This window comes from Bacillus sp. UMB0893 (assembly GCF_002858905.1).
Taxonomy (GTDB): domain Bacteria; phylum Bacillota; class Bacilli; order Bacillales; family Bacillaceae; genus Bacillus_P.
Genome location: NZ_PKLB01000003.1, coordinates 133,227 through 157,362, shown reverse-complemented (window position 1 = coordinate 157,362; position 24,136 = coordinate 133,227). Strand labels below are relative to the sequence as shown.

Below are 24,136 nucleotides of genomic sequence, written 5' to 3'. Positions count from 1 at the left end.
TTTGAAATCAGAACAACTCATCAAAGAAGCAATAGCAGCACGTGAAATGGCATATGTTCCTTATTCCAAATTCCAAGTTGGAGCTGCTCTATTAACTAAAGACGGAAAAGTATACAGAGGATGCAACATTGAAAACGCATCATATGGCATGACAAATTGTGCAGAACGAACAGCTTTGTTTAAAGCTGTATCTGAAGGTGACAAGGAGTTTGCTGCCATGGCGATTGTTGCTGACACAGAAGGTCCTGTTTCACCGTGCGGAGCTTGCAGACAGGTTATTTCGGAACTTTGTCCTAAAGACATGAAAGTCATCTTAACAAACTTGCAGGGTGATGTAAAAGAGTGGACAGTAGCAGATTTGCTGCCAGGAGCATTTTCAGCGGAGGATTTAAATGAATAATACAGAAAAAGGCTACAAATCTGGTTTTGTCTCCATCATTGGAAGGCCAAATGTAGGGAAATCAACATTCCTTAATCGTGTAATTGGCCAAAAGATTGCCATTATGAGCGACAAACCGCAAACAACTCGCAATAAAATTCAAGGCGTTTACACGACAAACGATTCTCAAATTGTTTTTATAGATACACCAGGAATTCACAAACCAAAGCACAAGCTCGGCGACTTCATGATGAAGGTTGCACAAAACACGCTGAAAGAAGTCGATGTTGTCCTATTTATGATTAATGCGGAAGAAGGTTATGGCCGCGGTGATGAATTTATCATCGAAAAACTGCAGCATACTAAAACTCCTGTTTTTTTGATCATTAATAAAATTGACCAGATTCATCCTGATCAGCTGCTGCCATTAATTGATCAGTATCGTGCATTTTACCCATTCAAAGAGATCATCCCGATTTCTGCGCTGCAGGGTAATAATGTCGATACACTTCTCGAGCAAATTGAATCTTACTTGCCTGTCGGACCGCAATATTATCCCGCAGATCAAGTAACAGATCATCCAGAAAGATTCATTATTTCTGAATTAATCCGTGAAAAGGTGCTGCATTTAACACGGGAAGAAATTCCTCATTCAGTGGCTGTTGTTATTGATGCCATTAAAAGGCGGGATAACAATCAGTCAATCTATGTGAGTGCAACGGTCATAGTTGAACGTGATTCCCAAAAGGGAATTGTAATAGGCAAGCAGGGGAAAATGCTGAAAGAAGTCGGCCAGAGGGCTAGAGCGGACATTGAAGCATTGCTTGGTACAAAAGTCTTTTTGGAGCTATGGGTTAAAGTTCAAAAAGACTGGCGCAATAAGATGACCCAGCTTCGTGATTTCGGATTTAGAGAAGACGAATATTAAAAAGTCTCTTTTCTAAACCAATGTCTTTGCGAACAAAGACATTTTAATAATACAGGTGCTGTCAAAGCCTTTTGTTAACTGCTTTTTTACAAAATTTGTTTAACATGAAATGAAGGATATCAGGTCAAAATAACGTTATAGAAATTGGATAATAGCTTGCTTGTCTTAACGACAGAAAGGTGGGGGTTTACATGTTGGATTTTACCTGGAAAGTCTTTATTAATACAGGTAATATTGATACCTATCTTCTTTTTAAGGAACTGGAAAAAGATACTGGTGACGGACCCGATTTACAAGATCATGAGCTAGCAGAAGTTGATTTTCCAATTTCGTGATCTGACCGTATCCTTCTGGATGGTGAGAAAGATTGCTTCAAAAATGTGAAGGAATTGTGATTAGAACAACCGATTATGGTGAAACAAATAAAATTATTACGATTTTTACCCGTGAAATGGGTAAAATCGGGGTTATGGCTAGAGGCGCAAAGAAACCCAGCAGCCGATTAACCTCTTCAACTCAGTTATTTACTTATGGCCATTTCTTATTTCAAAAATCTTCAGGGCTTGGAGCTTTGCAGCAGGGCGAGACAATTTCATCCATGCGGGGGATCAGGGAAGATATCTTTTTGACGGCATATGCCTCATATATTGCTGAATTGCTTGATAAAAGTACGGAACAGCGCGAACCCAATCCCTTTCTTTTTGAATTGTTCAGTCAGACGCTGCAGCTTTTGAATGAAGGCATTGACCCGGATATATTGCTTCATATCTTTGAAATGAAAATAGTGAATGTACTTGGTTTATATCCTCAGCTCGATTCATGTGTAAACTGCAGCAGCAAGGATGGGACGTTTCATTTTTCTGTTAGAGAAAACGGATTTATCTGTCACAGATGCTTTGAAATCGATCCGTATAGACTGCAAATCTCTCAAGGGACAGCTAAACTATTGCGCTTGTTTTATTATTTTGATTTAGAAAGACTTGGAAAAGTGACTGTAAAACCGGAGACAAAGGCTGAAATTAAAAGGGTCATTGATTCATATTATAATGAATACTCCGGTTTATTCCTTAAATCCAAAAAGTTTTTAGATCAGATTGAGTCGTTAAAAGGAAAGCTGTCCTGATACATATTGACATCGTCTTTTAATTGAATTATGATGCTAATAAATTAATATGTTGCGGTGAGAGAAAAAGAGTATTTGCCATTTGTTATGAAAAGCGACCTTAGGATGGTGCGAGCTAGGGGATAACAGGCAGAGAAAAGGCGTTCTTGAGCAACTTTTCCGGAAAGAGGCTAATGCTTTGATGCATTGGCAATTAGGGTGGAACCGCGGGTTAACTCTCGTCCCTATGCAGCTGACAGCTGCATAGAGACGGGAGTTTTTTGTTTTCTAAAGGCTCTTTTCATAAAGTTAAGTTGCTTTTTGGAAAAATGGTTAAAAACTTAGTGGATTGGAGTGGAAGGCAAGAGCCTGCAGCGGAAATCCACGGCTAAAGTTTATATCCAAAAACAACTATCAATGCGAAAACAGCCTTTTTTTAGAAAAAAGCACGAAACCTGAATAAATACGGTAATGAGTATTTATTGGTTTCGCGAACACAGTTTTTAAATAAGTAAAGCATTTGGAGGTGCTTAGGTTGAACATTCAAGACATGATTGTAACATTGCAAAAACATTGGTCAGATCACGGCTGTATTTTAATGCAAGCGTATGATACCGAAAAAGGAGCAGGAACGATGAGCCCTTATACGTTCCTTAAGGCGATAGGTCCTGAACCTTGGAAAGTGGCATATGTAGAGCCGTCACGGCGTCCGGCTGATGGAAGATACGGAGAGAATCCGAACCGTCTTTATCAGCATCATCAATTTCAGGTAATTATCAAACCGTCGCCTGACAATATTCAAGAATGGTATTTAGATTCTTTAAAAGCGCTTGGGATTGATCCGCTTCAGCATGATATTCGCTTTGTTGAGGATAACTGGGAAAATCCTTCTCTAGGCTGTGCCGGACTAGGATGGGAAGTCTGGCTTGATGGGATGGAAATCACACAATTCACCTACTTCCAGCAAGTTGGCGGAATTGAATGCAAACCGGTATCTGTAGAGATCACTTATGGGATTGAAAGACTTGCTTCATACATTCAGGATAAGGAGAATGTTTTTGACTTAGAATGGACAGAAGGATTTACGGTTCGTGATATTTTCTTAATGCCTGAATATGAGCATTCTAAATATACATTCGAAACATCTAATGCTGACATGCTGTTCGAGCTGTTTGCTATTTACGAAAAAGAAGCACATCGACAAATGGATGAGGGACTTGTGCATCCTGCATATGATTACGTACTTAAATGCTCCCATACGTTTAATTTGCTTGATGCAAGAGGTGCAATTTCTGTAACTGAAAGAACCGGGTATATTGGCCGTGTTCGGAATCTAGCCAGAAAAGTGGCTAAAACATTTTATGATGAGCGGGAAAAATTAGGGTTCCCAATGCTGAAACAAGAGGAGGCGAAAACAAATGAGTAAACATGATTTGCTGCTTGAAGTCGGACTTGAGGAATTGCCCGCAAGGTTTGTGACAGATGCTATGAATCAGCTTTCTCTCAAAGTTACAAACTGGCTAAAGGAGAAAAATATCTCATTTGGGGAAGTCAGCGTGTATTCCACCCCAAGAAGACTGGCTGTTCAAATCCAGGGTGTAGCGATTAAACAAATGGATATTGAAGAAGAAGCTAAAGGACCCGCTAGGAAGATTGCACTGGATCAAGAGGGAAACTGGTCCAAAGCAGCCATCGGTTTTTCCAGAGGCCAGGGTGCAAGTGTTGATGATATCTATTTCAAGGAAATTGGCGGCATCGAATATGTTCATGTTCAGAAGTTTATTAAAGGAAAAGAAACGAAAGAGCTTTTAACTGAGCTGCGAGAAATCATAACGAGCTTGACCTTTCCTAAGAATATGCGCTGGGGATCACAGGATCTTAGGTTTGCACGTCCGATCAAATGGATCGTTGCTTTATTTGCCCAGGAGGTCATTTCTTTTAACATCACTGGTGTACATACAGGAAATGAAACAATGGGGCATCGCTTTTTAGGAACCAAACAATTAATTGAGCGTCCTGCTGATTATGAAAAGGTCCTGCTGTCTCAGTTTGTCATTGCCTCACCCGTTAAAAGAAAAGAAGCCATTTTGACACAGCTTCATCATCTTGAAGAGGAAAACAAGTGGAACATTCCGATTGATCAGGAACTATTGGAAGAAGTAACGAATCTGGTTGAATATCCTACAGCGTTGTTTGGGAAATTTGAAGAAGAGTACCTATCTCTTCCTGAAGAAGTGCTTGTGACAACGATGAAAGAGCACCAGCGCTATTTCCCTGTGAAAGATCATGAAGGACGCTTGCTTCCATATTTCGTAACCGTAAGAAACGGTGATCACAACCACATTGAAAATGTAGCAAGAGGGAATGAAAAGGTTCTTCGTGCACGCCTATCAGATGCTGCTTTTTTCTATAAAGAAGATCAAAAGCTTGTGATCGCAGACAATTTGAAAAAACTGGATAAAATTGTTTTCCATGAAGAGCTTGGAACGACGGGAGATAAAGTAAGAAGAATAACTGAGCTTTCCGTTGCTCTTGCAGAGCGATTTAATGCATCAGATGAAGAAAAATCTTTTGTAAAACGCACAGCGGAAATCTGTAAATTCGACCTTGTGACAAATATGGTATATGAATTTCCGGAATTACAGGGGATTATTGGTGAAAAATATGCTAAGGCATTTGGAGAAGCAGATGAAGTGGCTGCAGCAATAAATGAACATTATATGCCGCGGCATGCTGACGATAAGGCTCCTGCTTCAAACACAGGTGCTATTGTGGCTCTTGCTGATAAACTGGATACTATCTCAGGTTTCTTCGCAATTGGCGTTATTCCAACAGGTTCGCAGGATCCTTATGCTCTAAGACGTCAAGCAAGCGGAATTGTACAGATTTTGCTGGCTAAGAAGTGGAAAATTTCTTTAGAAGAATTATTTGAAATTGCTCTTGTTCCGTTTAAAGACATTGATGAAAACAAAGTAAGAAATGATCTGATTGCTTTTTTCAAAATGAGAGTTAAGCATGTTTTGGATGAAAAGAAAATACGATACGATATTATTGATGCAGTCCTTGGAGCAGATCAGCATGAGCTGACAGCTATTTTAGAAAAAGCAAAAGTGTTGGAAGCTTCTTCTAAAGGTGAAAACTTTAAAGAAACAATGGAAGCTTTTGCAAGGGTTCAAAATATCTCGAAAAAAGGGTCTGCTAACGAAGTGAACCCTGAACTCTTCCAAAATAATGAAGAGCACCTTCTTTACGAGATATCTGTACAGGTGAAAAAAGAATATGAATCGAGCGTTGCCGGCGGAGATTATAAACAGGCTTTTGCTTCACTTTGCACATTGCAGCCTTTTATTCAATCATACTTTAATGAAACAATGGTAATGGCTAGGGATGAGGCTCTAAAAACGAATCGTCTGGCGCAAATGAAACAGCTTGCTGCCATGATTGAATCTTTTGCCAATATGGATGCTGTCATTGTAAAATAGAAACAAGACGGTTGCCTCTAAACGGCAATCGTCTCCTTCTTTTTTAGGAGAACAAATAACTGATTGCAGAAATTGAAACCGCTTTTCGTAATTGTCCAGCTCCACCGCCTAACCCCTCGGTCAGAACGGCTCCGCCGATGAAGTTAACCCCGGACTTCCCCGTCGGATCCTTTTCTGCTATGCCTGGGTTAAACAGGCGGTTCCGCTTTTCTTTTCTAAAGGTTCTTTTCAAACCGAACAAATAGTATATAATATTTATATATAGTATAACCTATTTAATCATCGGAAATAGAAGAACGAGCGATACATATGTATTGGAACCTTAAGGCGGTGAGTACAATCGAATTAAATAAAAGACAAGATCATATTCTGCAAATTGTTAAAGACAATGGGCCGATTACTGGTGAACATATCGCAGATCAGCTGAATTTGACAAGGGCAACACTGCGTCCTGACCTTGCTATTCTGACAATGGCAGGCTACCTTGAGGCAAGACCAAGGGTAGGCTACTTCTATACTGGGAAAACAGGTGCAGGCCTCCTGTCAGAAAAGCTCAAAAAATTACAAGTAAAAGATTTTCAATCTATTCCTGTTGTCGTAAATGAAAATGTATCTGTGTATGACGCCATCGTTACGATGTTTCTGGAAGATGTCGGAACTTTATTTGTGGTGGACCAAGGGTCAATTCTTGTCGGAGTTTTATCAAGAAAAGATCTGCTTAGAGCAAGCATCGGCAAGCAGGAGCTCGCTTCCATACCTGTAAATATTATTATGACACGAATGCCGAACATTACGATGTGCCAGCGCGAAGATTATATTATGGATGTTGCAAAGTACTTAATAAATAAACAAATTGATGCCATTCCTGTTATTAAAGAAACTGAAAAGGGTTTTGAAGTAATTGGCAGAATTACTAAAACAAATATGACGAAAATCTTGGTCGGACTAGCGGAGAATGAAATCATCTAACTGGGGAGTGAGGAATGGTATGAACAATCGTCATGTCTATGTAGTATCAGATTCTGTGGGCGAAACCGCTGAACTGGTCATAAAAGCGGCAATAAGCCAATTTAACGGGTATGCTGCTGACACAAAAATCAAACGAATTCCTTATGTAGAGGATCTCGGTACGATTAAAGAGGTTATAGCTCTCGCTAAGCTTGAGCAGGCGATCGTATGCTTTACATTGGTCGTGCCTGATCTAAGGCAAGGACTTATTGCAGAAGCTGAAGCGCAAGGGGTTGTTTATTATGACATCATCGGCCCGTTAATAGATAAAATGGAGTCTGCTTATGGCATCAATGCAAAATACGAACCTGGCAGAGTCCGCAAACTTGATGAAGACTACTTTAAAAAGGTAGAGGCGATTGAGTTTGCTGTTAAATACGATGATGGCCGTGATCCTCGCGGGATTATGAAAGCTGATATTATTTTGGTAGGTGTTTCAAGAACATCGAAAACACCCCTGTCTCAATACTTGGCTCATAAGCGGTTCAAAGTAGCAAATGTGCCGATTGTACCAGAAGTTGAGCCGCCAGAGGAGCTATTTAAAGTATCTCCTAAAAAATGCATTGGATTAAAAATCAGCCCGGATAAATTAAATGACATCCGAAAAGAAAGACTGATTTCACTCGGACTTAACGATAAAGCCATCTATGCAAACATAGACAGAATTAAAGTAGAGCTTGAATACTTTGAAAAGATAATCGAGAGAATTGGCTGTCAAGTCATTGATGTTTCCAACAAAGCAGTTGAAGAAACAGCTAATATGATTCAAAATATTATGACCGGATATAATTAAAACGGAAACTAGATTTGAACTCAGAGATTCGATCCCTCTGAGTTTTCTGTTTGCTTGAAATTAACAGGATTTAGTCAGTTAAAAAGAATGGAAAATTTAAAGACTTTGTATTATAATAAAAAATTGTGATAAAATTACTTATTTTAGGTTTAGACTTGACCTAGAACGAATAAACTATTTATTGTGATCTGTCAAGGAAAGCAAGGAAAAATAATTCGACAAATAGAGTCGCGGTTTCTCAGCTATCTTTTCTAAATGCTTTAGAAGGAATCTATTGGAGTGATGTAGAATAGTGAAAGATGACGAAAAAAAGATGCAGATAATTGTCGATGCGGATGCTTGCCCTGTTAAACAGGAAATTGCAGATCTTGCTATTCGCTATCATATCTGTGTTCTGTTTGTTGCCTCGTACAATCATCAGACATCGAATACATACGGATTTGATTGGGCTTATGTGGATACCGGCAAAGAATCAGCTGATATTTATATCGTTAATCACTCTAATCGTCATGATATTGTTGTGACGCAAGATATTGGACTTGCGGGACTTCTCCTGAATAAAGGGGTTATTGTCCTGACTCCAAGGGGTAAACAATATACAGAAGACAATATTGAAACAGCATTGGAATACAGGTATCTTTCGGCTAAAGAACGACGTGGCGGCAAGCATACAAAAGGTCCAAAGAAGTTTACCCAGGCAGACAGAGACAGCTTTATTTTCACTTTAGAAAAGATTTTGTCGAAAGATGCAGGAATTAGTGGTTAAATCACGAATATTTGTATCACGGAGTTGTTAGAATGACAAATCGCATTCCTGATGAAATCATCGAAAAAATTCAGCAATCCGCAGACATTGTGGATGTTGTCAGTGAATATGTTCAATTGAAGAAGCAAGGACGAAATCATTTTGGACTTTGTCCATTTCATGGCGAGAAATCACCATCGTTCTCCGTTTCACATGATAAGCAGATTTATCATTGCTTTGGATGTGGTGCTGGCGGGAACGTCTTTTCATTCTTAATGCAAATTGAAGGTTATTCATTTGTTGAAGCTGCTTTAGCATTAGCTGATAAATTACATATTGATCTTCCTGATCAAATAAATCCAGTTCAGCCAAAAGATGCAAATAGCGAAAATGAAAAAATGATTGAAGCACACGAGCTGCTCAAAAAGTTTTATCATCATTTGCTTGTAAACACGAATGAAGGTCAAGCTGCCTTGGATTACTTAACATCACGGGGATTTACAAAAGAGTCCATTGAACAATTTGAAATCGGCTATGCACTGGATTCATGGGATTTTGTTGCCAAATTCCTGACAAAGCGGGGGTACAATCCGCAGTTGATGGAAAAAGCAGGGCTTCTAGTCAAAAAAAGCTCCTCTGATCAATACTTAGACCGTTTTCGTAACCGTATTATGTTTCCAATAGTTGATCATGGAGGCAGACCGATTGCATTTTCAGGAAGAGTACTTGGAAAAGAACAGCCTAAATACTTAAACAGTCCTGAAACACCTATCTTTAATAAAAGCAAAGTTCTTTATAATTTTCATAACGCAAGAGTACATATACGGAAAAATCAGCAAGTTGTCTTATTTGAAGGATTTGCAGACGTTATTTCCGCCGTACGGTCTGGTGTACAGCACTCAATTGCAACAATGGGAACATCATTGACAGAAGCTCAGGCAAAAATCATCAAAAGAAATGCCGGAGATGTTATAATCTGTTATGATTCTGATTCAGCAGGATTGGAAGCGACTTTAAGAGCTTCCAAAACACTTGCTGCAGCAGGCTGTAAAATGAGAGTTGCGGCTTTGCCTGATGGTACAGACCCTGATGACTACATTAGAACACATGGACCAGAAAAGTTCAAAAAAGATGTAATAGGGGCCAGCATCACGTTAATGGCATTTAAAATGCAATTCTTTCGCAAAGGAAAAAATCTTCAAGATGAAGGACAAAGACTGCAGTATATAGAAGAAATACTGAAAGAACTAAGCCTCCTTGAAAACCCAGTGGAAATTGAATTGTATTTGAAACAGCTATCTGGAGAATTTTCCTTATCGATGGATGTGCTGAAGAGTCAAATGCAGGAGAAAAAATTGAATAAAAAGCCTGAGAGGGAAAAGGAGCAGCAAACCGCTCTAGCCGCTTCAGCTTTTAAGCCGCAGCAGAGAAGACTTTTGCCTGCATTTCACAATGCAGAAAGGCTGCTAATTGCACATATGCTGCGCAATAGGGAAATTGCACAAAAGGTGCTTGATAGGATTGGGCTTCAATTCAACATAGAAGAGCACAGAGCTATTATAACTTACTTATATGCTTATTACGAAGAAGGAAATGAAGCAAGTGTAAGCTCTTTTCTTAGAAAACTCCCCGGCACAGGGCTTCACCAATTTGTATCAGATATCGCCATGCTCTCCGTTAATGAAGATATTTCTGAAAGAGAGTTAGCAGATTACATCAAACAGGTGTTGAATCACCAAAATTGGTTAATGATAAAAGAAAAAGAAGCTGAAAAGCTTGAAGCAGAGCGTCAAAAGGATTTTGTGAAAGCCGCCAATATTGCAATGGAAGTCATCCGGCTGAAGCGGGACCTTAAATAATGGCAGCTGAATAAACGCAAAAAAATTATGATTCATTGCAGCTAAGGCAGTTTTATACCTTTTAGCTCATTCACATAAAGTATAATTGCAAGAGTTTGGAAGGAGGGGATCCAATGGCTGATAAACAAACCCATGATTCTGAGTTGACATTGGAACAAGCAAAAGACCAATTAACAGAAATCGGAAAAAAACGTGGTGTTTTAACATACGAAGAGATTGCAGAACGCATGTCTGGCTTCGAAATTGAATCAGACCAAATGGATGAGTATTACGAATACCTTGGTGAACAGGGTGTTGAATTAGTTGGTGATAATGAGGAGACCGATGATCCTAATATACAGCAGCTTGCAAAAGAAGAAGAATTTGATTTAAATGATCTAAGCGTACCCCCTGGAGTTAAAATTAATGACCCTGTTCGTATGTATCTGAAAGAAATAGGCCGCGTTGATTTGCTGACAGCTGATGAAGAAATTAAGCTTGCAAATCGAATTGAAGATGGCGATGAAGAAGCTAAGAGAAGACTTGCTGAAGCAAACCTTCGTCTTGTAGTAAGTATTGCCAAAAGATACGTAGGCCGCGGAATGCTGTTTTTGGACCTTATACAAGAAGGCAACATGGGTCTCATGAAAGCTGTTGAGAAGTTTGATTACCGTAAAGGATTCAAGTTCAGTACGTATGCTACATGGTGGATCCGACAGGCGATTACAAGAGCGATAGCTGATCAGGCCAGAACCATCCGTATCCCTGTTCATATGGTTGAAACAATTAATAAATTGATCCGTGTCCAACGTCAGCTTCTTCAAGACCTTGGCCGTGAACCTTCACCTGAAGAAATTGCTGAAGATATGGATTTAACCCCTGATAAAGTAAGAGAAATTTTAAAAATTGCCCAAGAACCAGTATCACTTGAAACACCGATTGGTGAAGAAGACGATTCACATCTTGGTGATTTTATAGAAGACCAGGATGCGACCTCTCCATCAGAGCATGCAGCATACGAGCTGTTAAAAGAACAGCTTGAAGATGTTTTGGATACACTGACTGATCGGGAAGAAAATGTTCTTCGCCTTCGTTTTGGCCTTGACGATGGACGTACGAGAACTCTTGAAGAAGTCGGCAAAGTATTTGGTGTTACAAGAGAACGTATCCGTCAAATCGAAGCAAAAGCACTTCGCAAGCTGCGTCATCCAAGCAGAAGCAAACGATTAAAAGATTTCTTGGAGTAGAAAGCGGACATTATGTTCGCTTTTTTTTATTGAGTTGATATCTCAATGTTTATGCTGTTTGTTTGCCTTAAAAAAGCAATTTCATTATGATAACGTTAACAAAACTTCATTCTTTTCATTTATTTTACTTAATTGTTATTTAATTTGCAAATCACCCTCAACTGAATTTTCCCTTATCTTTCCTAATAAATGAACATTAGCCCTTCATGTTTTTTGGAAAAGAATTCTTGAAATTCGAAATAAAACCTTGAAAAGCCTCATAAAAACGCGAAGAATGACCACATTCCCTTTTGAAAGGATGAGGTCACGAAATTTTTTTTAATTAAATAAAAATTTAAAAAGTTGTGAAAATGGTTTGTTTCAATTTATAATTCAATATGTAAGCGTATACAAAACGGAGGGATACCATGAATTTTGAATTATCACAAGAACAGAACATGATTCAAAAAACGATTAAAGAGTTTGCAGAAGAAGTGGTTGAGCCTGGAGCATATGACAGGGATAAATCCAAGCAGTTTCCTGCTGAAATTTTTCAGCAGCTCGGAGAAATGGGGATGCTTGGACTCCCCTTTTCAGAAGAATATGGAGGAAGCGGCGCGGATACAATCAGCTTTGCAATCGTAACGGAAGAACTCAGCAAGGCATGCGGTTCAACTGGAATTACATATTCGGCTCACATTTCTTTAGGCGGAGCACCAATCCATATGTTTGGAACAGAAGAACAAAAAAGAACATATCTTTCGAAAATTTGTTCAGGTGAATCTTTAGGAGCTTTCGGTCTAACGGAACCAAACGCAGGATCTGATGCAGGAGGTACGCTTACTGAAGCAACAATGGATGATGGGAAGTTTACAATTAACGGAAATAAGTGCTATATTACAAACGCATCATACGCCAAATTCCTTGCATTAACAGCAATAACAGATCGTTCAGAGGGCAAAAAAGAAATAAGTGCAATTATTGTTCCAACAGATGCACCTGGATTTAAAGTGATCGATAATTATGAAAAGATGGGATTAAACGCTTCAAATACGACTGAACTAATCTTAGAAGATGTAGTTGTTCCTGCTGAGAATCTTCTCGGTAAAAAAGGCAATGGCTTCAGACAGTTTTTAATGACCCTTGATGGTGGAAGAATAGGAATTGGAGCAATGGCGGTTGGAATTGCTCAGGCTGCTTTTGAAAAAGCTTTGGCATATTCTAAAGAAAGAAAACAATTCGGCAAAACATTAAGCGAGTTTCAGGCCATTCAATTTAAGCTCGCAGATATGGCAATGAAAATTGAACTGGCAAGAACGATGGTCTATAAAGCAGCATGGTTAAAAGATCAAGGAAAGCCCTTTACGAAGGAAGCTTCTTTTTGCAAGCTGTATGCATCTGAGATGTGTACAGAAGTGACAAATCAAGCCATTCAGATTCATGGCGGATACGGCTATATGAAAGAATATCATGTTGAAAGATACCTTCGAGATGCAAAACTGCTGGAAATTGGCGAAGGAACAAGTGAAGTGCAGCGCATGGTCATTGCACGGCAAATTGGGTGCTGAATCATAACAAATCAAAAACTTCATTATATTGATGAAGTTTTTTTGACTAAATTTTGAAAAACAGCTTAACTTATAGAATAAGTTCTTTTACTTCGTGAAATTTTGAAGTAAAATAGAGATTGTTTAAATCTATCGTTTACCTGCATTTCAAGATTTTTACATAGGGGAGGTTACATAATGAATCGCAATCCACTTATTCCATTTGCTTTAGTTGCCATAATCGGAATCGGCCTTATGTTTTTCTTATCTATAAAAGGGCTCGGTGATATGAAAGAAATGGCTGGAGAAGGTAAAGAGGAAGATAAATCGGGCGAAGTTGCAAACGCTTCACCAGAGGAAATCTACCAGCAAAGCTGTATTTCTTGCCATGGTGAGAATTACGAAGGCGGTGCAGGTCCGGCTCTAAAAGGTGCCGGCGACAGACTGGGTGTTGACGGAATCAAAGAAACAATTAAAAATGGCAGAGGAAACATGCCTCCCGGTCTAGTTCCTGATGAAAAATTGGACGAGATGGCAGAATGGGTTTCTAAAATTAAATAATGAAGTGAGAATGTCCTTTGCATATGTGAAGGACTTTTCTTATTATAGAGAGAGCAGAATATTAAAGTACATAAGAATGTGGTGGTTTAAAGATGAATGATGTTAATTTATCCAAAAGGCTAAAAACAGTAGCCAATTATATACCTGAAAAAGCTGTGTTAGCAGATATAGGATCAGACCATGCTTATTTGCCTTGCTATGCCCTTTTAAACGGCTTAGCTTTGTCAGCTGTTGCAGGAGAGGTTGTGGAGGGACCATTTCAATCGGCCCAAAAACAAGTGAAGAAGAGCGGGCTTGAAGACGTCATATCCGTTCGTTTGGGGAGCGGGCTTGATGTCATTCAGCCGAATGAAGTAACTTGTATTACTATTGCTGGTATGGGCGGAGCGTTAATTGAGAAAATTCTTGAAGCAGGAAAGCAAAAATTAGCAGGTGTTGAACGGTTAATTCTTCAGCCTAACCTGCATGCTCATCATGTGCGCAGATGGCTGCTTGAAAACGGCTGGGAACTGATCAATGAAGAAATTCTGGAAGAAGACGGAAAAATATATGAAGTACTTGTTGCTGAGAGGGGAAATGCAGAAGCTCCTTATCAGCATTCTACGCTTAAAAAAGGATTGCTTTTAGGGCCATTTTTAATGAAAGAAAAAACAGAGCCTTTTCTAAAAAAATGGAAGCAGGAATGTGAACATTATCATCGTATTATCGACAGCATATCCGGTGCCGCCCCAAGCCGTGAGAATGAGGCAAAGAAAAAAGAATTGCATGATTTAATCGTAATGCTTAAGGAGGTAATAGAGGAATGAGCAAAATACCTAACGGCTTTGAAATCATACAATTGTTTGAATCGTATTCGAAAAAAGAATATGCAATGGAAGGTGATAAAATCGGTTTGCAAATCGGCACATTGAGTAAACCGATTCATGGTGTTATGATCGCGCTGGATGTTCTCGAAGAAGTAGTGGATGAAGCCATTGAGAAAAAAGCAAACTTGATTATAGCCCATCATCCTCCAATTTTTCGCCCGCTCAAGAATATTGCGACAGATCAGCCGGGAGGACGCATCATTGAAAAATGCATCAAGCATGATATAGCTGTGTATGCCGCACATACTAATTTAGACGTTGCAGCAGGGGGAGTAAATGATTTGCTCGCAGAGGCCCTGCAATTAACGAACACAGAAGTGCTTGAGGATACCTATCAGGAGGAATTGAAGAAATTAGTAGTCTATGTACCCAAAGACCATTCAGACAATCTCAAGGCCGTTCTAGGGCAATCAGGTGCAGGACATATTGGAATGTACAGTCATTGTTCTTTTACTACTAGCGGTACAGGAAGCTTCCTGCCGCTTGAAGGCTCTAATCCATACGTAGGAGAAGCCGGGAAAACGGAATTTGTAGAAGAAGAAAGAATTGAAACCATTATTCCTGCCAGCCAGCAAAGAAAGATAGTATCAGCCATGCTTAAAGCTCATCCTTATGAGGAAGTGGCATACGACATCTATCCTGTAGAAGCACAGGGTCAGTCATTAGGCTTAGGTCGAGTCGGAATATTAGAAAACGAGATGACACTTCATGAATTTGCTGAGCATGTAAAAAAAACGCTTGAAGTTCCTTTTGTAAGAATGACAGGCGATAAAAATTCAAAGGTTAAGAAAGTTGCTGTACTCGGCGGTGACGGCAACAAATATATCCATCAGGCAAAAAGAAAAGGTGCAGATGTCTATGTAACAGGCGATCTCTATTATCACACAGCACATGATGCAATGATGATGGGATTAAATGTAATAGATCCAGGACATAATGTGGAAAAAGTGATGAAAAAAGGGGTAACAGACATCCTTCTTTCTATGTGTGAGGAAAAGAAGTTTGAGGTAAGTATTTTTCCATCGGAGATTCATACAGATCCATTTACGATTGTATAATTTTTTTATAAAAAACAAGTGCCAAATCTTAGATTTGGCACTTGTTTTATTTTGCAGCTTTTACTTTAGGCAGGATTTTTTGTAAAGGAACGTTATGTTCAATGTTCCAGGTTAAATCATTTTCAGGATCGTATTTTTCTAAAAACTGAATGACTTCTTTTGTAATGGGTGTAGGAGTAGAGGCGCCGGCAGTAATCGCCACTTTTTTCACTCCTTGAAACCATTCCAGCTTCAATTCACTGATATCTGAGACCCGATAGGCCTTCGTACCGGCGATTTCCTCTGAGACTTGAGCAAGACGGTTTGAATTGTTGCTTTTAGGGTCGCCAACTACAATCGTTAAATCAGCCTCTTTTGCCTGCTCTGCAACCGCTTCTTGGCGTACTTGAGTCGCAAGGCATATCTCCTGATGATATTCAACGTGAGGATACTTTTCTTTTACACGTTCCATAATGTCAAATACGTCCCATTGACTCATCGTCGTTTGATTGGTTACGATAATTTTGTCATTCTGAAATGTAAGTGCATCAACATCTTCTTCTGTTTCAACCAGATGAACGATTTCTGGCGCTACACCTACAGCACCTTCTGGTTCAGGATGTGATTTTTTTCCTATATAAATCACATGATAGCCTTCAGCTTTCTTTTCACGGATTAAGTCGTGTGTTTTTGTTACATCAGGACAAGTGGCATCAAGAGTGAAAAGCCCTTTTTCTGCCGCAATTTTGCGAACCTCAGGTGATACGCCGTGAGCTGTGAAAATGACAGTTCCGCTATTTACTTTTTCTAGTATTTCCATACGATTGCTGCCGTCTAAGGTGATAATGCCTTCATCTTCAAATGCATTTGTTACATGTTTATTGTGAACAATCATGCCTAATATATAGATAGGCCTTGGCAATGATTTATCTAAAGCCGCATTCTTTGCAATCACCATGGCATCAACAACGCCATAGCAATATCCGCGCGGGGCAATCTTGATAACTTCCATAAAAGATCCTCCTAAAGAGAAGAGTGAATATAAAAAAGCCAAAGAAAAAGGCTTTTTGGCTCTCGTAATCTCTTATTATTATAGCGGAGAATGAGGAAGAATACAAAGAAGAATGTCAGATGTAAAGCTTTGGAGCAGACGCCCCTTTTACAGCTGGCGGTTTTTCCTTCACAGACTTTTTGACAGGCTGAGACGAAATCTCTTTAGGCGGATCGCTTTCGGATTCAGTACCTTCAGCTGAATTGTCTGCTTCTAAACTTGTTTCTTCTGATACAGATTCACTGTCGCCAGATCCTCCGCTTTTTAGTTCACTGTAAATCTTAAACATAGCAGGAAGATTTCTAACTAACGGACCATATTGCTGGACCATAGGCGTCACTTGCTGAGCCATGCCGAGAACTTTTTGAACATTTCCAAGCATGCTCGACAGGTTGGCAGGACTTGCAATTCCTTGCAAACCTTGTGCTGCGCCAGTTGCATTCACTGCACCCCCGCCGCCTGGGAGAAACCTTGATAGCAAGCCTTTAATTCCTCCGCCTCTGCCCATTGCCTGCTGAACACCAAATTGCTGACCGCCGAATGCCTGTGGGCCAAATTGTGAAGAAAATGGCCTCATTTGCTGACCGAATTGCTGGAATGACCCAACACGTCCAAATCCGCCAGTTTGACGGCTTCCAAAAGCTCGATTTAAAAAAGGCTGACCGCCCATTTGCATTCTTTGAGGAGGGAATCCTCTAGAAGGCATTGGAGGCATAGGTCTTTGCTGAAACATGATGATCCTCCTTTTAAATTAACGTCTGTTCTACCTATAAGTTATGCAGAATCAAGCGGAATGGTTTCAATCGTTATAAGAATAGGCGGATTCGATTGGAGTTTTTGCCGGCTATCGTTTATAATGTTTTGATGGACACCCGTGTCTTATTTTTTATTTTCTAATTTACTCATCAAGGAGATGATGAACATGGAACAAACAAAGTTCGATCAGTTTCCATTTAAGCCTTTTATTATAGATGCTGTTAAAGCGCTGGGTTTTTATGAACCGACTGAAATTCAAGCACGCTTATTCCCTGCGCTTTTAAAAGGGGAAACAGCCATTGGACAATCACAGACAGGCACAGGAAAAACGCACGCTTATTTATTGCCTCTTATTCAAAGGATTGATCCCTCTAACAAAAATGTACAAGTTGTCATTACTGCCCCTACTAGAGAGCTTGCCAATCAAATTTATCAGGATGCCCTTCAAGTCATTAAATTCGCACCAGAAGACGAAACGATTTCTGCTAAATGTTTTATCGGCGGAACAGACAAGCAGCGCACAATTGATAAGCTGAAAACACAGCCTCAGCTTGTCATTGGTACACCTGGAAGAATTAAGGATTTAATTGCCGAAAAAGCCCTTTTTGTACATCAGGCAAAAGCATTGGTAGTAGATGAAGCCGATTTGATGCTTGATATGGGATTCATCGAAGATGTTGATAAGATTGGCGGAAACATGCCAGAAAAACTGCAAATTCTTGTCTTTTCAGCTACGATTCCTGAAAAATTAAAGCCTTTTTTGAAAAAATACATGGAAAACCCAAAATTTACTCATGTTGCACCTAAACAAGCAACCGCAAAGAAAATTAAGCATGTATTAGTACCTCTTCGTCACCGCAATAAAACGGTTCTGTTATCTGAAATGCTGAAAAACTTCAATCCGTATTTAGCAATCGTATTCACAAATACGAAAAAGAAGGCTGATGAGGTTGCAGACGGACTAATTGCAAAAGGCTTTAAAGTTGGCCGTATCCATGGCGATTTATCACCGCGGGACCGCAAAAAAATGATGAAGCAAATCAATGAACTTGAATATCAATATGTAGTTGCGACCGATTTAGCTTCAAGGGGAATTGATATTGAAGGAGTCAGCCATGTTATTAATTTCGAACTCCCAAGTGACCTTGACTTTTATATTCATCGTGTAGGCCGTACCGGTCGTGCAGATTATTCTGGAATTGCAGCTACTATTTATGAGCCAGAAAATGAAGATGCATTAATTACACTTGAGAAATTAGGCATTGAATTTGAAAATCAGGATCTTGTCGACGGCGAGTGGAAAAAGGTAGAGGATCGCAAACGCAGACAAAAACGCGTAAGACCATCAGATGGCGTCGATCAAATGGCAAAAAGCAAAGTTAGAAAGCCAAAAGGCGTGAAGCCTGGCTATAAAAAGAAAATGACGAGAGAAATGGATGAAATTAAAAAGAGACAAAGAAGATTAAACCAAAAGCGCAAGTAGGGGGATAAGCAGATGCTGAAAATAGGATCACATGTATCAATGAGCGGCAAAAACATGCTGCTTGCTGCAAGCGAAGAAGCTGTATCGTACGGAGCAAATACTTTCATGATCTATACAGGAGCACCTCAAAATACGAGAAGAAAAAAAATTGAAGACTTGAACATTGAAGCTGGACAAGCTCATATGCGTGAAAATGGAATTATTGATATCGTTGTACATGCACCATATATCATTAATATCGGCAATACTACAAATCCTGCGACATTTGAACTTGGTGTTCAGTTTTTAAGATCAGAGATTGACAGATCCCATGCACTGGGAGCGAAGCAAATTGTCCTTCATCCAGGAGCACATGTCGGTGCAGGAGCAGAAATCGGAATCAAAAAAATTATCGAGGGCCTAAATGAAGTTCTTGATAAAGATGAAAATATTCAAATCGCCCTCGAGACGATGGCCGGGAAAGGCTCTGAATGCGGCCGTTCCTTTGAAGAACTTGCTCAGATCATTGATGGCGTTACACATAATGAGCATCTTTCAGTATGCTTTGATACGTGTCATACACATGATGCAGGATATGATATCGTCAATGATTTCGATGGCGTGCTGCATCAATTTGACTCAATTGTGGGTTTGGACCGATTGAAAGTCCTTCACATCAATGACAGCAAAAACATTACGGGAGCACGAAAGGACCGTCATGAGAACATCGGCTTTGGTCATATCGGCTTTAAAGCTCTAAATTACATCGTCCATCATCCTCAGCTTGCAGATGTGCCGAAAATTCTAGAAACTCCTTATGTTGGCGAAGAGAAGAAAGATAAAAAACCGCCATATCAATTTGAGATAGCGATGCTGCGCCAAAAGGAATTCAATGAAAACCTGCTGGAACAAATCCGCAATCAAGCATAAAAAAGAAAGCTGTCGATGAAGCCCGACAGCTTTTTAGCCTATAAATTGCTGAAGTAATTGATTCACTTGCTGAGCAGTTGCTGGTGAAGTAATTGCAGCTACTTTTTTTAAAAGGCTGATACGCTGTGCATCATCGAAAATATTAATGTTTTTCCCTCTAATAATTTTAACAATCGCCTGAGCCTGAATTCGATCGATCGAAAGGCTGTTTTGTTTTGCAAGCTGCAGCAATCCATCGGCATCCAAAGAATTTAGTTTTTGGTTAATAATTTTTTGAAATAAAATCACGTACATACCTCCTCTACAATTCAATGTATGGTTCACTTAGGGGAAAAGTGCCTATTTTTTTGAGAGATAAGAAAGATAAAGTTTTGTGTATTGATGGCAAGCGGTTGGCCAAACTCCTCGGTCAGATCCGTTCTGACCGAGGAGAGCTGAAAATGGCCCTTGCACTTTTCTTAATAAACGGAGAGGAGTCATACAATTGACAAAAAAACAGCATAAAAAAGAAAGTGTCGGCCGTTTATTATCCAGGCTGATTTTAATTATTATCGGAGCAGCCCTTGCTGCAATGGCAATTGAGCTTTTCCTGATCCCAAACAGCATTATCGATGGCGGAATCATTGGGGTCTCGCTAATTTTAGATTCTATAACACCTGACAGCCTTCCATTCATCAACTTTGGAACATTGGTTGTCGTTTTAAATCTGCCATTTATGTATTACGGCTACAAGCAAATCGGCAAGACATTCATGGTTTCATCTATTTTCGGGATTGTATGCCTCGCAATAATTGAGGGGCTGCTTCATCATGCAGAACCATTTACGAAAGAACCTATTTTAGCAACAGTTTTTGGAGGATTGATTCTTGGTGTTGGAGTTGGTTTAGTTATCCGGAATGGAGGTTCGCTTGATGGAGCCGAAATTTTAGGTATCTTGCTTACAAAAAAACTACCGTTTTCGGTAGGCGAGTTTGTTATGTTTATTAATATTTTTGTATTTACCTGGGCAGCGTTTGTATTTGGTGCTGAACAAGCGATGTATTCAGTTATGGCTTACTATATTGCCTTTAAAACCATAGATACTGTGATTCAGGGGCTGGATGAAACAAAAGCCGTCATTATTGTTTCTGACTATTATGAAGATGTTTCTGATGCTATTTTGCAAAGATTGGGCAGAGGAACAACGAAGTTAAAAGGAAAAGGCGGTTACACAGATGATGAGAAAGAGGTCATTTATGCTGTTATTACAAGGCTTGAAGTGACAAAGTTAAAGTCAATCGTTCATGAAATTGATACAAATGCATTCATAACCATAATGAATACACAAGAAACGAAAGGTACGAACTTCAAGTCAGCCATTCATTAATTTTCTTTGCGAGCTGACTATTGCGCTGGCGCTTTTCAAAAGAGAGAAATGATGCCCAGCTCCTTCATCCAATTGCTTGGTCAGAACAAATATGGCAAAAAAGTCAAACCCGGACTTTTTCTGCCGTATTCTTATCCTTCTGTCGGAGCTAAACGGGTGCTTGTGCTTTTCTTAATAATCCTGTATAATTTTTATGTTAAAGATCAGACATTGGTTTCTGATCTTTTTTTACGATTTTTAAATCGGAACCATTCTTAAACTAGAAGGTGAAAGTCATGAATCAGCCTATTATTGATATACGTCATTTGTCATTCACATACGAACGCGGAAGAGTACTTGAAGACATAAACTTTATTGTTACAGAAGGTGATTTTCTTGGATTGGTCGGACCTAATGGTTCAGGCAAGACAACGCTGCTGAAATGCCTCCTTGGTCTATTAAAGCCGGATCATGGAGAAATTAAGCTTTTCGGGGAGGATATCCGAAAATTTAAGGAGTGGCATAAAATTGGTTTTGTCTCGCAAAAAGCCAACAGTTTTAATACTGGCTTTCCTGCCTCTGTTTACGAGGTTGTAGCTAGCGGGCTCACTTCTAAATTAGGCCTGTTTAAAATGCTCAAACCGGTGCATCACAAGAAAGTAAAAGCCGCTATTGAAGCAGTTGGTCTTGAGCACTTATCAAAACACAATATCGGGGAACTATCAGGTGGACAGCAGCAGCGTACATTTATTGCAAGAGCGCTTGTAAGTGATCCAAAGCTGCTCATTCTTGACGAGCCAACAGTTGGAGTTGACGCTCAAACTGTACAAAGTTTCTATGAAATGCTGAAAAACTTAAACACAGAAATGGGAATCACTTTGCTGCTTGTAACTCACGATGTTGGTACGATTACAGATAAAGTAACTCATGTCGCGTGTCTAAATAAACATCTGCATTTCCACGGAAATACCAAGGAATTTGAGAGCCTGCAAAACTCTGATATGTCTGACTTTTATGGTCACACGGTTCATGTATTGACTCATGATCATCATCATCATGATCACGAGGGAAGGTAAGGTAAGAAAAATGATAAACAGTATTCTTCATTATGAATTTTTACAAAATGCATTTATTTCAGGTATTCTTATTGGGTTAATTGCTCCTTTGCTTGGAGTATTTGTTGTTGTCAGAAGGTTATCTTTAATTGCTGATGCGCTGAGTCATGTCACTTTGGCAGGGATAGCTGCAAGCCTGCTTCTTGAGAAAAAAGTGCTTGGTATGGCAGGTTTGAATCCCATTTATTTAGGAATGGGCTTTTCGGTAGCAGGATCGCTTTTTATAGAAAAACTGCGGGCGGTCTATAAGCATTTTCAGGAGCTTGCGATTCCAATTATTCTTTCGGCAGGAGTAGGTTTAAGCGTTATTTTTATATCACTTGCTGATGGTTTCAATACAGATTTATTTAACTATCTTTTCGGAAGCGTAAGTGCTGTTACACGTACGGATTTATGGATCATAGCAGGAATTTCTGTCTTTGTCCTGATTGTTATTTTTTCTTTATACAAAGAATTGTTTTTGCTATCTTTTGATGAAGAACATGCTGCGGCATCAGGTATACACTCAAAGTGGATTCATTTTATTTTTATTTTAACTGTCGCTCTTGTCATTGCTGCTTCTATGCGAATCGTCGGCATCCTGCTAGTGTCTTCGTTAATGACGCTTCCTGTAGCAGCAAGTATCCGAATAGCAAAAGGGTTTAAACAGGCGATATTCTTTTCTGTACTCTTTGGAGAAATCTCTGTTATTATTGGTTTAGTGTTAGCTTATCAATTAGATTTAGCTCCTGGAGGAACGATTGTCATGCTGTCAGTCTTCATCCTTGTATTGTCAATACTATGGACCAAACTAAAAAGGGGTCAGTAAGATGAATGTTCAAGAAGCTTTGCTGCTAATGAAGGAAAAAGGATATAAATATACAAATAAGCGTGAAGAAATGCTTGATTTATTCGCGCAATCAAATAAATATTTAACCGCTAGAGACGTACTTGAAAAAATGAAAAACGATTATCCAGGCTTAAGCTTTGATACGATTTACCGCAACCTTTCTCTTTTTGCAGAAATGGGTATTCTCGAAACAACAGAGCTTTCAGGTGAAAAGCATTTCCGATTTACCTGTTCAACGAATCATCATCATCATCATTTCATTTGCCTGAATTGCGGCAAAACAAAAGAAATCGCTTCATGTCCAATGGAAAAATTAAAAGAAAATTTAAGCGGCTATGAAATCAGCGGACATAAGTTTGAGATTTATGGGACATGTCCAGAATGTCATGAACAGCCTCTTACTGCTGAATAACCCGCTGAGAAAGGCGGTTCAAGGAAGTTTTCATTAGAATGCTAAAAAAAGCTTGCAGAAGTTCTGCAAGCTTTTTTCATTTTATTATTTTGCTTCGGTTTGCAAATTCCAAACGTTAACCCATTCTTTCGCTTCAATCCAATTATTAACACGGATGACGTTTTTAGGAATAGGCTCCTGATTGTATGGTGTATTAAATAAGATAACTGGAATATTGAACTCTTCACTGATCATACATGCATTATCGTGCTTGTCCTCAAAAAATACGTCAATTTTATTTTTTCTGACGGCACTCAGCTTATCATGTGTACCGATAAGTTCAATATGATGGTAAAATAGCTCATTTCGTTTAAACCAGTCTAACGTAATATCCTGTAAATGATTTCTGCGTGCGCTAATAAACAATAGCTGATGAGTTTTGCTCCACTCATCCAAAACTATTTTTGCATCAGGTGCCATAGGAGCGTCTTTATAAATGATTGGTTCCTGCTCATCCATCCATTTCCAAAAGTCTTCTTCTGAAATCTTTAATAATTTTGTCAGGTCGTATTCTTTCATATCATTTAATGTAATATTTATTCCAAATGATTTGTTTAAATATGGAACAAATGTTTCAGGTGATGTAACCGTTCCATCGATATCGATGCCTAAACGAAGCATAATGCATTCTCTCCCTTGCTGTCTGAACTATACTTGTTAGTGTATCATAAACGTTTCTGACAAT

At 39.2% G+C, this 24,136-nt stretch carries 26 protein-coding genes; 21 read left to right on the top strand and 5 right to left on the bottom strand.

Annotated features, from left to right (window positions below):
• The first annotated feature begins 1 nt into the window (after position 1).
• From CYJ36_RS08690 to glyS, 6 genes are all read left to right on the top strand, one after another.
• A complete protein-coding gene (locus tag CYJ36_RS08690; RefSeq protein WP_180850190.1) occupies positions 2 to 400 on the top strand; it encodes a cytidine deaminase in 399 nt (132 codons plus the stop codon).
• The gene (gene era / locus CYJ36_RS08685) at positions 393 to 1,307 is read left to right on the top strand and encodes a GTPase Era (protein ID WP_101566837.1); all 915 of its coding nucleotides are present in this window, start codon (positions 393 to 395) and stop codon (positions 1,305 to 1,307) included. Before CYJ36_RS08690 ends, era begins: the two co-directional genes overlap by 8 nt.
• Before the next feature lie 191 nt (positions 1,308 to 1,498).
• Entirely contained in the window at positions 1,499 to 1,642 is a 144-nt protein-coding gene (locus CYJ36_RS08680; RefSeq protein WP_101566835.1) for a YqzL family protein, read from the top strand.
• A gap of 32 nt (positions 1,643 to 1,674) precedes the next feature.
• Positions 1,675 to 2,430 carry a DNA repair protein RecO gene (recO, locus tag CYJ36_RS08675; RefSeq protein ID WP_101566833.1) on the top strand — a complete coding sequence of 252 codons (756 nt, stop codon included), beginning with the start codon at positions 1,675 to 1,677 and terminating at the stop codon, positions 2,428 to 2,430.
• Between the two features lie 514 nt (positions 2,431 to 2,944).
• Complete coding sequence (gene glyQ, locus CYJ36_RS08670; protein ID WP_101566831.1) at positions 2,945 to 3,835, top strand: glycine--tRNA ligase subunit alpha; 891 nt, start codon at positions 2,945 to 2,947, stop codon at positions 3,833 to 3,835.
• Positions 3,828 to 5,891 carry a glycine--tRNA ligase subunit beta gene (gene glyS, locus CYJ36_RS08665; protein WP_101566829.1) on the top strand — a complete coding sequence of 688 codons (2,064 nt, stop codon included), beginning with the start codon at positions 3,828 to 3,830 and terminating at the stop codon, positions 5,889 to 5,891. The genes glyQ and glyS overlap by 8 nt, the downstream gene beginning before the upstream one ends.
• 43 nt (positions 5,892 to 5,934) lie before the next feature.
• Here glyS and CYJ36_RS24045 read toward each other — a convergent pair whose 3' ends face one another.
• On the bottom strand, positions 5,935 to 6,123 hold the full coding sequence (locus tag CYJ36_RS24045; RefSeq protein ID WP_219621078.1) for a hypothetical protein: 189 nt from the start codon (positions 6,121 to 6,123) through the stop codon (positions 5,935 to 5,937).
• A 98-nt stretch (positions 6,124 to 6,221) separates the two neighbouring features.
• On the opposite strand from CYJ36_RS24045, the gene CYJ36_RS08655 reads away from it, so the two are divergent.
• The 9 genes from CYJ36_RS08655 (at position 6,222) to CYJ36_RS08615 (ending at position 15,533) form a co-directional block, all read left to right on the top strand.
• Positions 6,222 to 6,860, top strand: coding sequence for a helix-turn-helix transcriptional regulator (locus CYJ36_RS08655; protein ID WP_101567140.1), 639 nt, complete (start codon positions 6,222 to 6,224; stop codon positions 6,858 to 6,860).
• 19 nt (positions 6,861 to 6,879) lie between these two features.
• Entirely contained in the window at positions 6,880 to 7,692 is an 813-nt protein-coding gene (locus CYJ36_RS08650) for a pyruvate, water dikinase regulatory protein (RefSeq protein ID WP_101566825.1), read from the top strand.
• A gap of 313 nt (positions 7,693 to 8,005) precedes the next feature.
• On the top strand, positions 8,006 to 8,458 hold the full coding sequence (locus CYJ36_RS08645) for a YaiI/YqxD family protein (protein ID WP_101567139.1): 453 nt from the start codon (positions 8,006 to 8,008) through the stop codon (positions 8,456 to 8,458).
• Positions 8,459 to 8,490: 32 nt separating this feature from the next.
• The gene (dnaG, locus tag CYJ36_RS08640; RefSeq protein WP_101566823.1) at positions 8,491 to 10,296 is read left to right on the top strand and encodes a DNA primase; all 1,806 of its coding nucleotides are present in this window, start codon (positions 8,491 to 8,493) and stop codon (positions 10,294 to 10,296) included.
• A gap of 113 nt (positions 10,297 to 10,409) precedes the next feature.
• Entirely contained in the window at positions 10,410 to 11,522 is a 1,113-nt protein-coding gene (gene rpoD / locus CYJ36_RS08635) for an RNA polymerase sigma factor RpoD (protein WP_101566821.1), read from the top strand.
• A gap of 407 nt (positions 11,523 to 11,929) precedes the next feature.
• Positions 11,930 to 13,069, top strand: a complete 1,140-nt coding sequence (locus tag CYJ36_RS08630; RefSeq protein ID WP_101566819.1) for an acyl-CoA dehydrogenase family protein — start codon at positions 11,930 to 11,932, stop codon at positions 13,067 to 13,069.
• Positions 13,070 to 13,246: 177 nt separating this feature from the next.
• Complete coding sequence (cccA, locus tag CYJ36_RS08625) at positions 13,247 to 13,609, top strand: cytochrome c550 (RefSeq protein ID WP_101566818.1); 363 nt, start codon at positions 13,247 to 13,249, stop codon at positions 13,607 to 13,609.
• Between the two features lie 92 nt (positions 13,610 to 13,701).
• The gene (locus CYJ36_RS08620) at positions 13,702 to 14,415 is read left to right on the top strand and encodes a tRNA (adenine(22)-N(1))-methyltransferase (RefSeq protein WP_101566817.1); all 714 of its coding nucleotides are present in this window, start codon (positions 13,702 to 13,704) and stop codon (positions 14,413 to 14,415) included.
• On the top strand, positions 14,412 to 15,533 hold the full coding sequence (locus tag CYJ36_RS08615) for a Nif3-like dinuclear metal center hexameric protein (RefSeq protein WP_101566816.1): 1,122 nt from the start codon (positions 14,412 to 14,414) through the stop codon (positions 15,531 to 15,533). The genes CYJ36_RS08620 and CYJ36_RS08615 overlap by 4 nt, the downstream gene beginning before the upstream one ends.
• Before the next feature lie 46 nt (positions 15,534 to 15,579).
• On the opposite strand, the gene CYJ36_RS08610 is transcribed toward CYJ36_RS08615, so the two are convergent.
• Both CYJ36_RS08610 and vrrA read right to left on the bottom strand, forming a co-directional pair.
• The gene (locus tag CYJ36_RS08610) at positions 15,580 to 16,524 is read right to left on the bottom strand and encodes a 4-hydroxy-3-methylbut-2-enyl diphosphate reductase (RefSeq protein ID WP_101566814.1); all 945 of its coding nucleotides are present in this window, start codon (positions 16,522 to 16,524) and stop codon (positions 15,580 to 15,582) included.
• Between the two features lie 115 nt (positions 16,525 to 16,639).
• Positions 16,640 to 17,296 carry a VrrA/YqfQ family protein gene (vrrA, locus tag CYJ36_RS08605; RefSeq protein WP_308315274.1) on the bottom strand — a complete coding sequence of 219 codons (657 nt, stop codon included), beginning with the start codon at positions 17,294 to 17,296 and terminating at the stop codon, positions 16,640 to 16,642.
• 189 nt (positions 17,297 to 17,485) lie between these two features.
• On the opposite strand from vrrA, the gene CYJ36_RS08600 reads away from it, so the two are divergent.
• Together CYJ36_RS08600 and CYJ36_RS08595 are read left to right on the top strand one after the other, a co-directional pair.
• Complete coding sequence (locus CYJ36_RS08600; RefSeq protein WP_101566812.1) at positions 17,486 to 18,802, top strand: DEAD/DEAH box helicase; 1,317 nt, start codon at positions 17,486 to 17,488, stop codon at positions 18,800 to 18,802.
• 12 nt (positions 18,803 to 18,814) lie between these two features.
• Complete coding sequence (locus CYJ36_RS08595; RefSeq protein WP_101566810.1) at positions 18,815 to 19,711, top strand: deoxyribonuclease IV; 897 nt, start codon at positions 18,815 to 18,817, stop codon at positions 19,709 to 19,711.
• A gap of 33 nt (positions 19,712 to 19,744) precedes the next feature.
• Here the strand turns inward: CYJ36_RS08595 and CYJ36_RS08590 are convergent, their stop codons facing one another.
• Entirely contained in the window at positions 19,745 to 19,999 is a 255-nt protein-coding gene (locus CYJ36_RS08590; protein ID WP_101566808.1) for a DUF2624 domain-containing protein, read from the bottom strand.
• 196 nt (positions 20,000 to 20,195) lie between these two features.
• On the opposite strand from CYJ36_RS08590, the gene CYJ36_RS08585 reads away from it, so the two are divergent.
• The 4 genes from CYJ36_RS08585 to CYJ36_RS08565 all read left to right on the top strand — a co-directional run bounded on the left by CYJ36_RS08585 (position 20,196) and on the right by CYJ36_RS08565 (position 23,412).
• Positions 20,196 to 21,077: a YitT family protein gene (locus tag CYJ36_RS08585; RefSeq protein ID WP_101566806.1), complete on the top strand. Its 882-nt coding sequence runs from the start codon at positions 20,196 to 20,198 to the stop codon at positions 21,075 to 21,077.
• Positions 21,078 to 21,352: 275 nt separating this feature from the next.
• A complete protein-coding gene (locus CYJ36_RS08575) occupies positions 21,353 to 22,132 on the top strand; it encodes a metal ABC transporter ATP-binding protein (protein WP_101566802.1) in 780 nt (259 codons plus the stop codon).
• 10 nt (positions 22,133 to 22,142) lie between these two features.
• The gene (locus CYJ36_RS08570; protein WP_101566800.1) at positions 22,143 to 22,979 is read left to right on the top strand and encodes a metal ABC transporter permease; all 837 of its coding nucleotides are present in this window, start codon (positions 22,143 to 22,145) and stop codon (positions 22,977 to 22,979) included.
• A gap of 1 nt (position 22,980) precedes the next feature.
• Positions 22,981 to 23,412, top strand: a complete 432-nt coding sequence (locus CYJ36_RS08565; protein ID WP_101566798.1) for a Fur family transcriptional regulator — start codon at positions 22,981 to 22,983, stop codon at positions 23,410 to 23,412.
• 84 nt (positions 23,413 to 23,496) lie between these two features.
• On the opposite strand, the gene CYJ36_RS08560 is transcribed toward CYJ36_RS08565, so the two are convergent.
• Positions 23,497 to 24,072, bottom strand: a complete 576-nt coding sequence (locus CYJ36_RS08560) for a hypothetical protein (RefSeq protein ID WP_101566796.1) — start codon at positions 24,070 to 24,072, stop codon at positions 23,497 to 23,499.
• Between the last annotated feature and the right edge of the window lie 64 nt (positions 24,073 to 24,136).

What these genes read in the sequence shown, in the direction of transcription:
- rpoD (WP_101566821.1), top strand. Translation starts at nt 10,410, where the DNA reads ATGGCTGATAAACAAACCCATGATTCTGAGTTGACATTGGAACAAGCA.
- glyS (WP_101566829.1), top strand. Translation starts at nt 3,828, where the DNA reads ATGAGTAAACATGATTTGCTGCTTGAAGTCGGACTTGAGGAATTGCCC.
- CYJ36_RS08595 (WP_101566810.1), top strand. Translation starts at nt 18,815, where the DNA reads ATGCTGAAAATAGGATCACATGTATCAATGAGCGGCAAAAACATGCTG.
- CYJ36_RS08630 (WP_101566819.1), top strand. Translation starts at nt 11,930, where the DNA reads ATGAATTTTGAATTATCACAAGAACAGAACATGATTCAAAAAACGATT.
- CYJ36_RS08565 (WP_101566798.1), top strand. Translation starts at nt 22,981, where the DNA reads ATGAATGTTCAAGAAGCTTTGCTGCTAATGAAGGAAAAAGGATATAAA.
- CYJ36_RS08570 (WP_101566800.1), top strand. Translation starts at nt 22,143, where the DNA reads ATGATAAACAGTATTCTTCATTATGAATTTTTACAAAATGCATTTATT.
- CYJ36_RS08615 (WP_101566816.1), top strand. Translation starts at nt 14,412, where the DNA reads ATGAGCAAAATACCTAACGGCTTTGAAATCATACAATTGTTTGAATCG.
- CYJ36_RS08560 (WP_101566796.1), bottom strand. Translation starts at nt 24,072, where the DNA reads ATGCTTCGTTTAGGCATCGATATCGATGGAACGGTTACATCACCTGAA.
- CYJ36_RS08650 (WP_101566825.1), top strand. Translation starts at nt 6,880, where the DNA reads ATGAACAATCGTCATGTCTATGTAGTATCAGATTCTGTGGGCGAAACC.
- CYJ36_RS08620 (WP_101566817.1), top strand. Translation starts at nt 13,702, where the DNA reads ATGAATGATGTTAATTTATCCAAAAGGCTAAAAACAGTAGCCAATTAT.
- dnaG (WP_101566823.1), top strand. Translation starts at nt 8,491, where the DNA reads ATGACAAATCGCATTCCTGATGAAATCATCGAAAAAATTCAGCAATCC.
- CYJ36_RS08600 (WP_101566812.1), top strand. Translation starts at nt 17,486, where the DNA reads ATGGAACAAACAAAGTTCGATCAGTTTCCATTTAAGCCTTTTATTATA.
- CYJ36_RS08680 (WP_101566835.1), top strand. Translation starts at nt 1,499, where the DNA reads ATGTTGGATTTTACCTGGAAAGTCTTTATTAATACAGGTAATATTGAT.
- cccA (WP_101566818.1), top strand. Translation starts at nt 13,247, where the DNA reads ATGAATCGCAATCCACTTATTCCATTTGCTTTAGTTGCCATAATCGGA.
- vrrA (WP_308315274.1), bottom strand. Translation starts at nt 17,296, where the DNA reads ATGTTTCAGCAAAGACCTATGCCTCCAATGCCTTCTAGAGGATTCCCT.
- era (WP_101566837.1), top strand. Translation starts at nt 393, where the DNA reads ATGAATAATACAGAAAAAGGCTACAAATCTGGTTTTGTCTCCATCATT.
- CYJ36_RS08575 (WP_101566802.1), top strand. Translation starts at nt 21,353, where the DNA reads ATGAATCAGCCTATTATTGATATACGTCATTTGTCATTCACATACGAA.
- CYJ36_RS08645 (WP_101567139.1), top strand. Translation starts at nt 8,006, where the DNA reads ATGCAGATAATTGTCGATGCGGATGCTTGCCCTGTTAAACAGGAAATT.
- CYJ36_RS08610 (WP_101566814.1), bottom strand. Translation starts at nt 16,524, where the DNA reads ATGGAAGTTATCAAGATTGCCCCGCGCGGATATTGCTATGGCGTTGTT.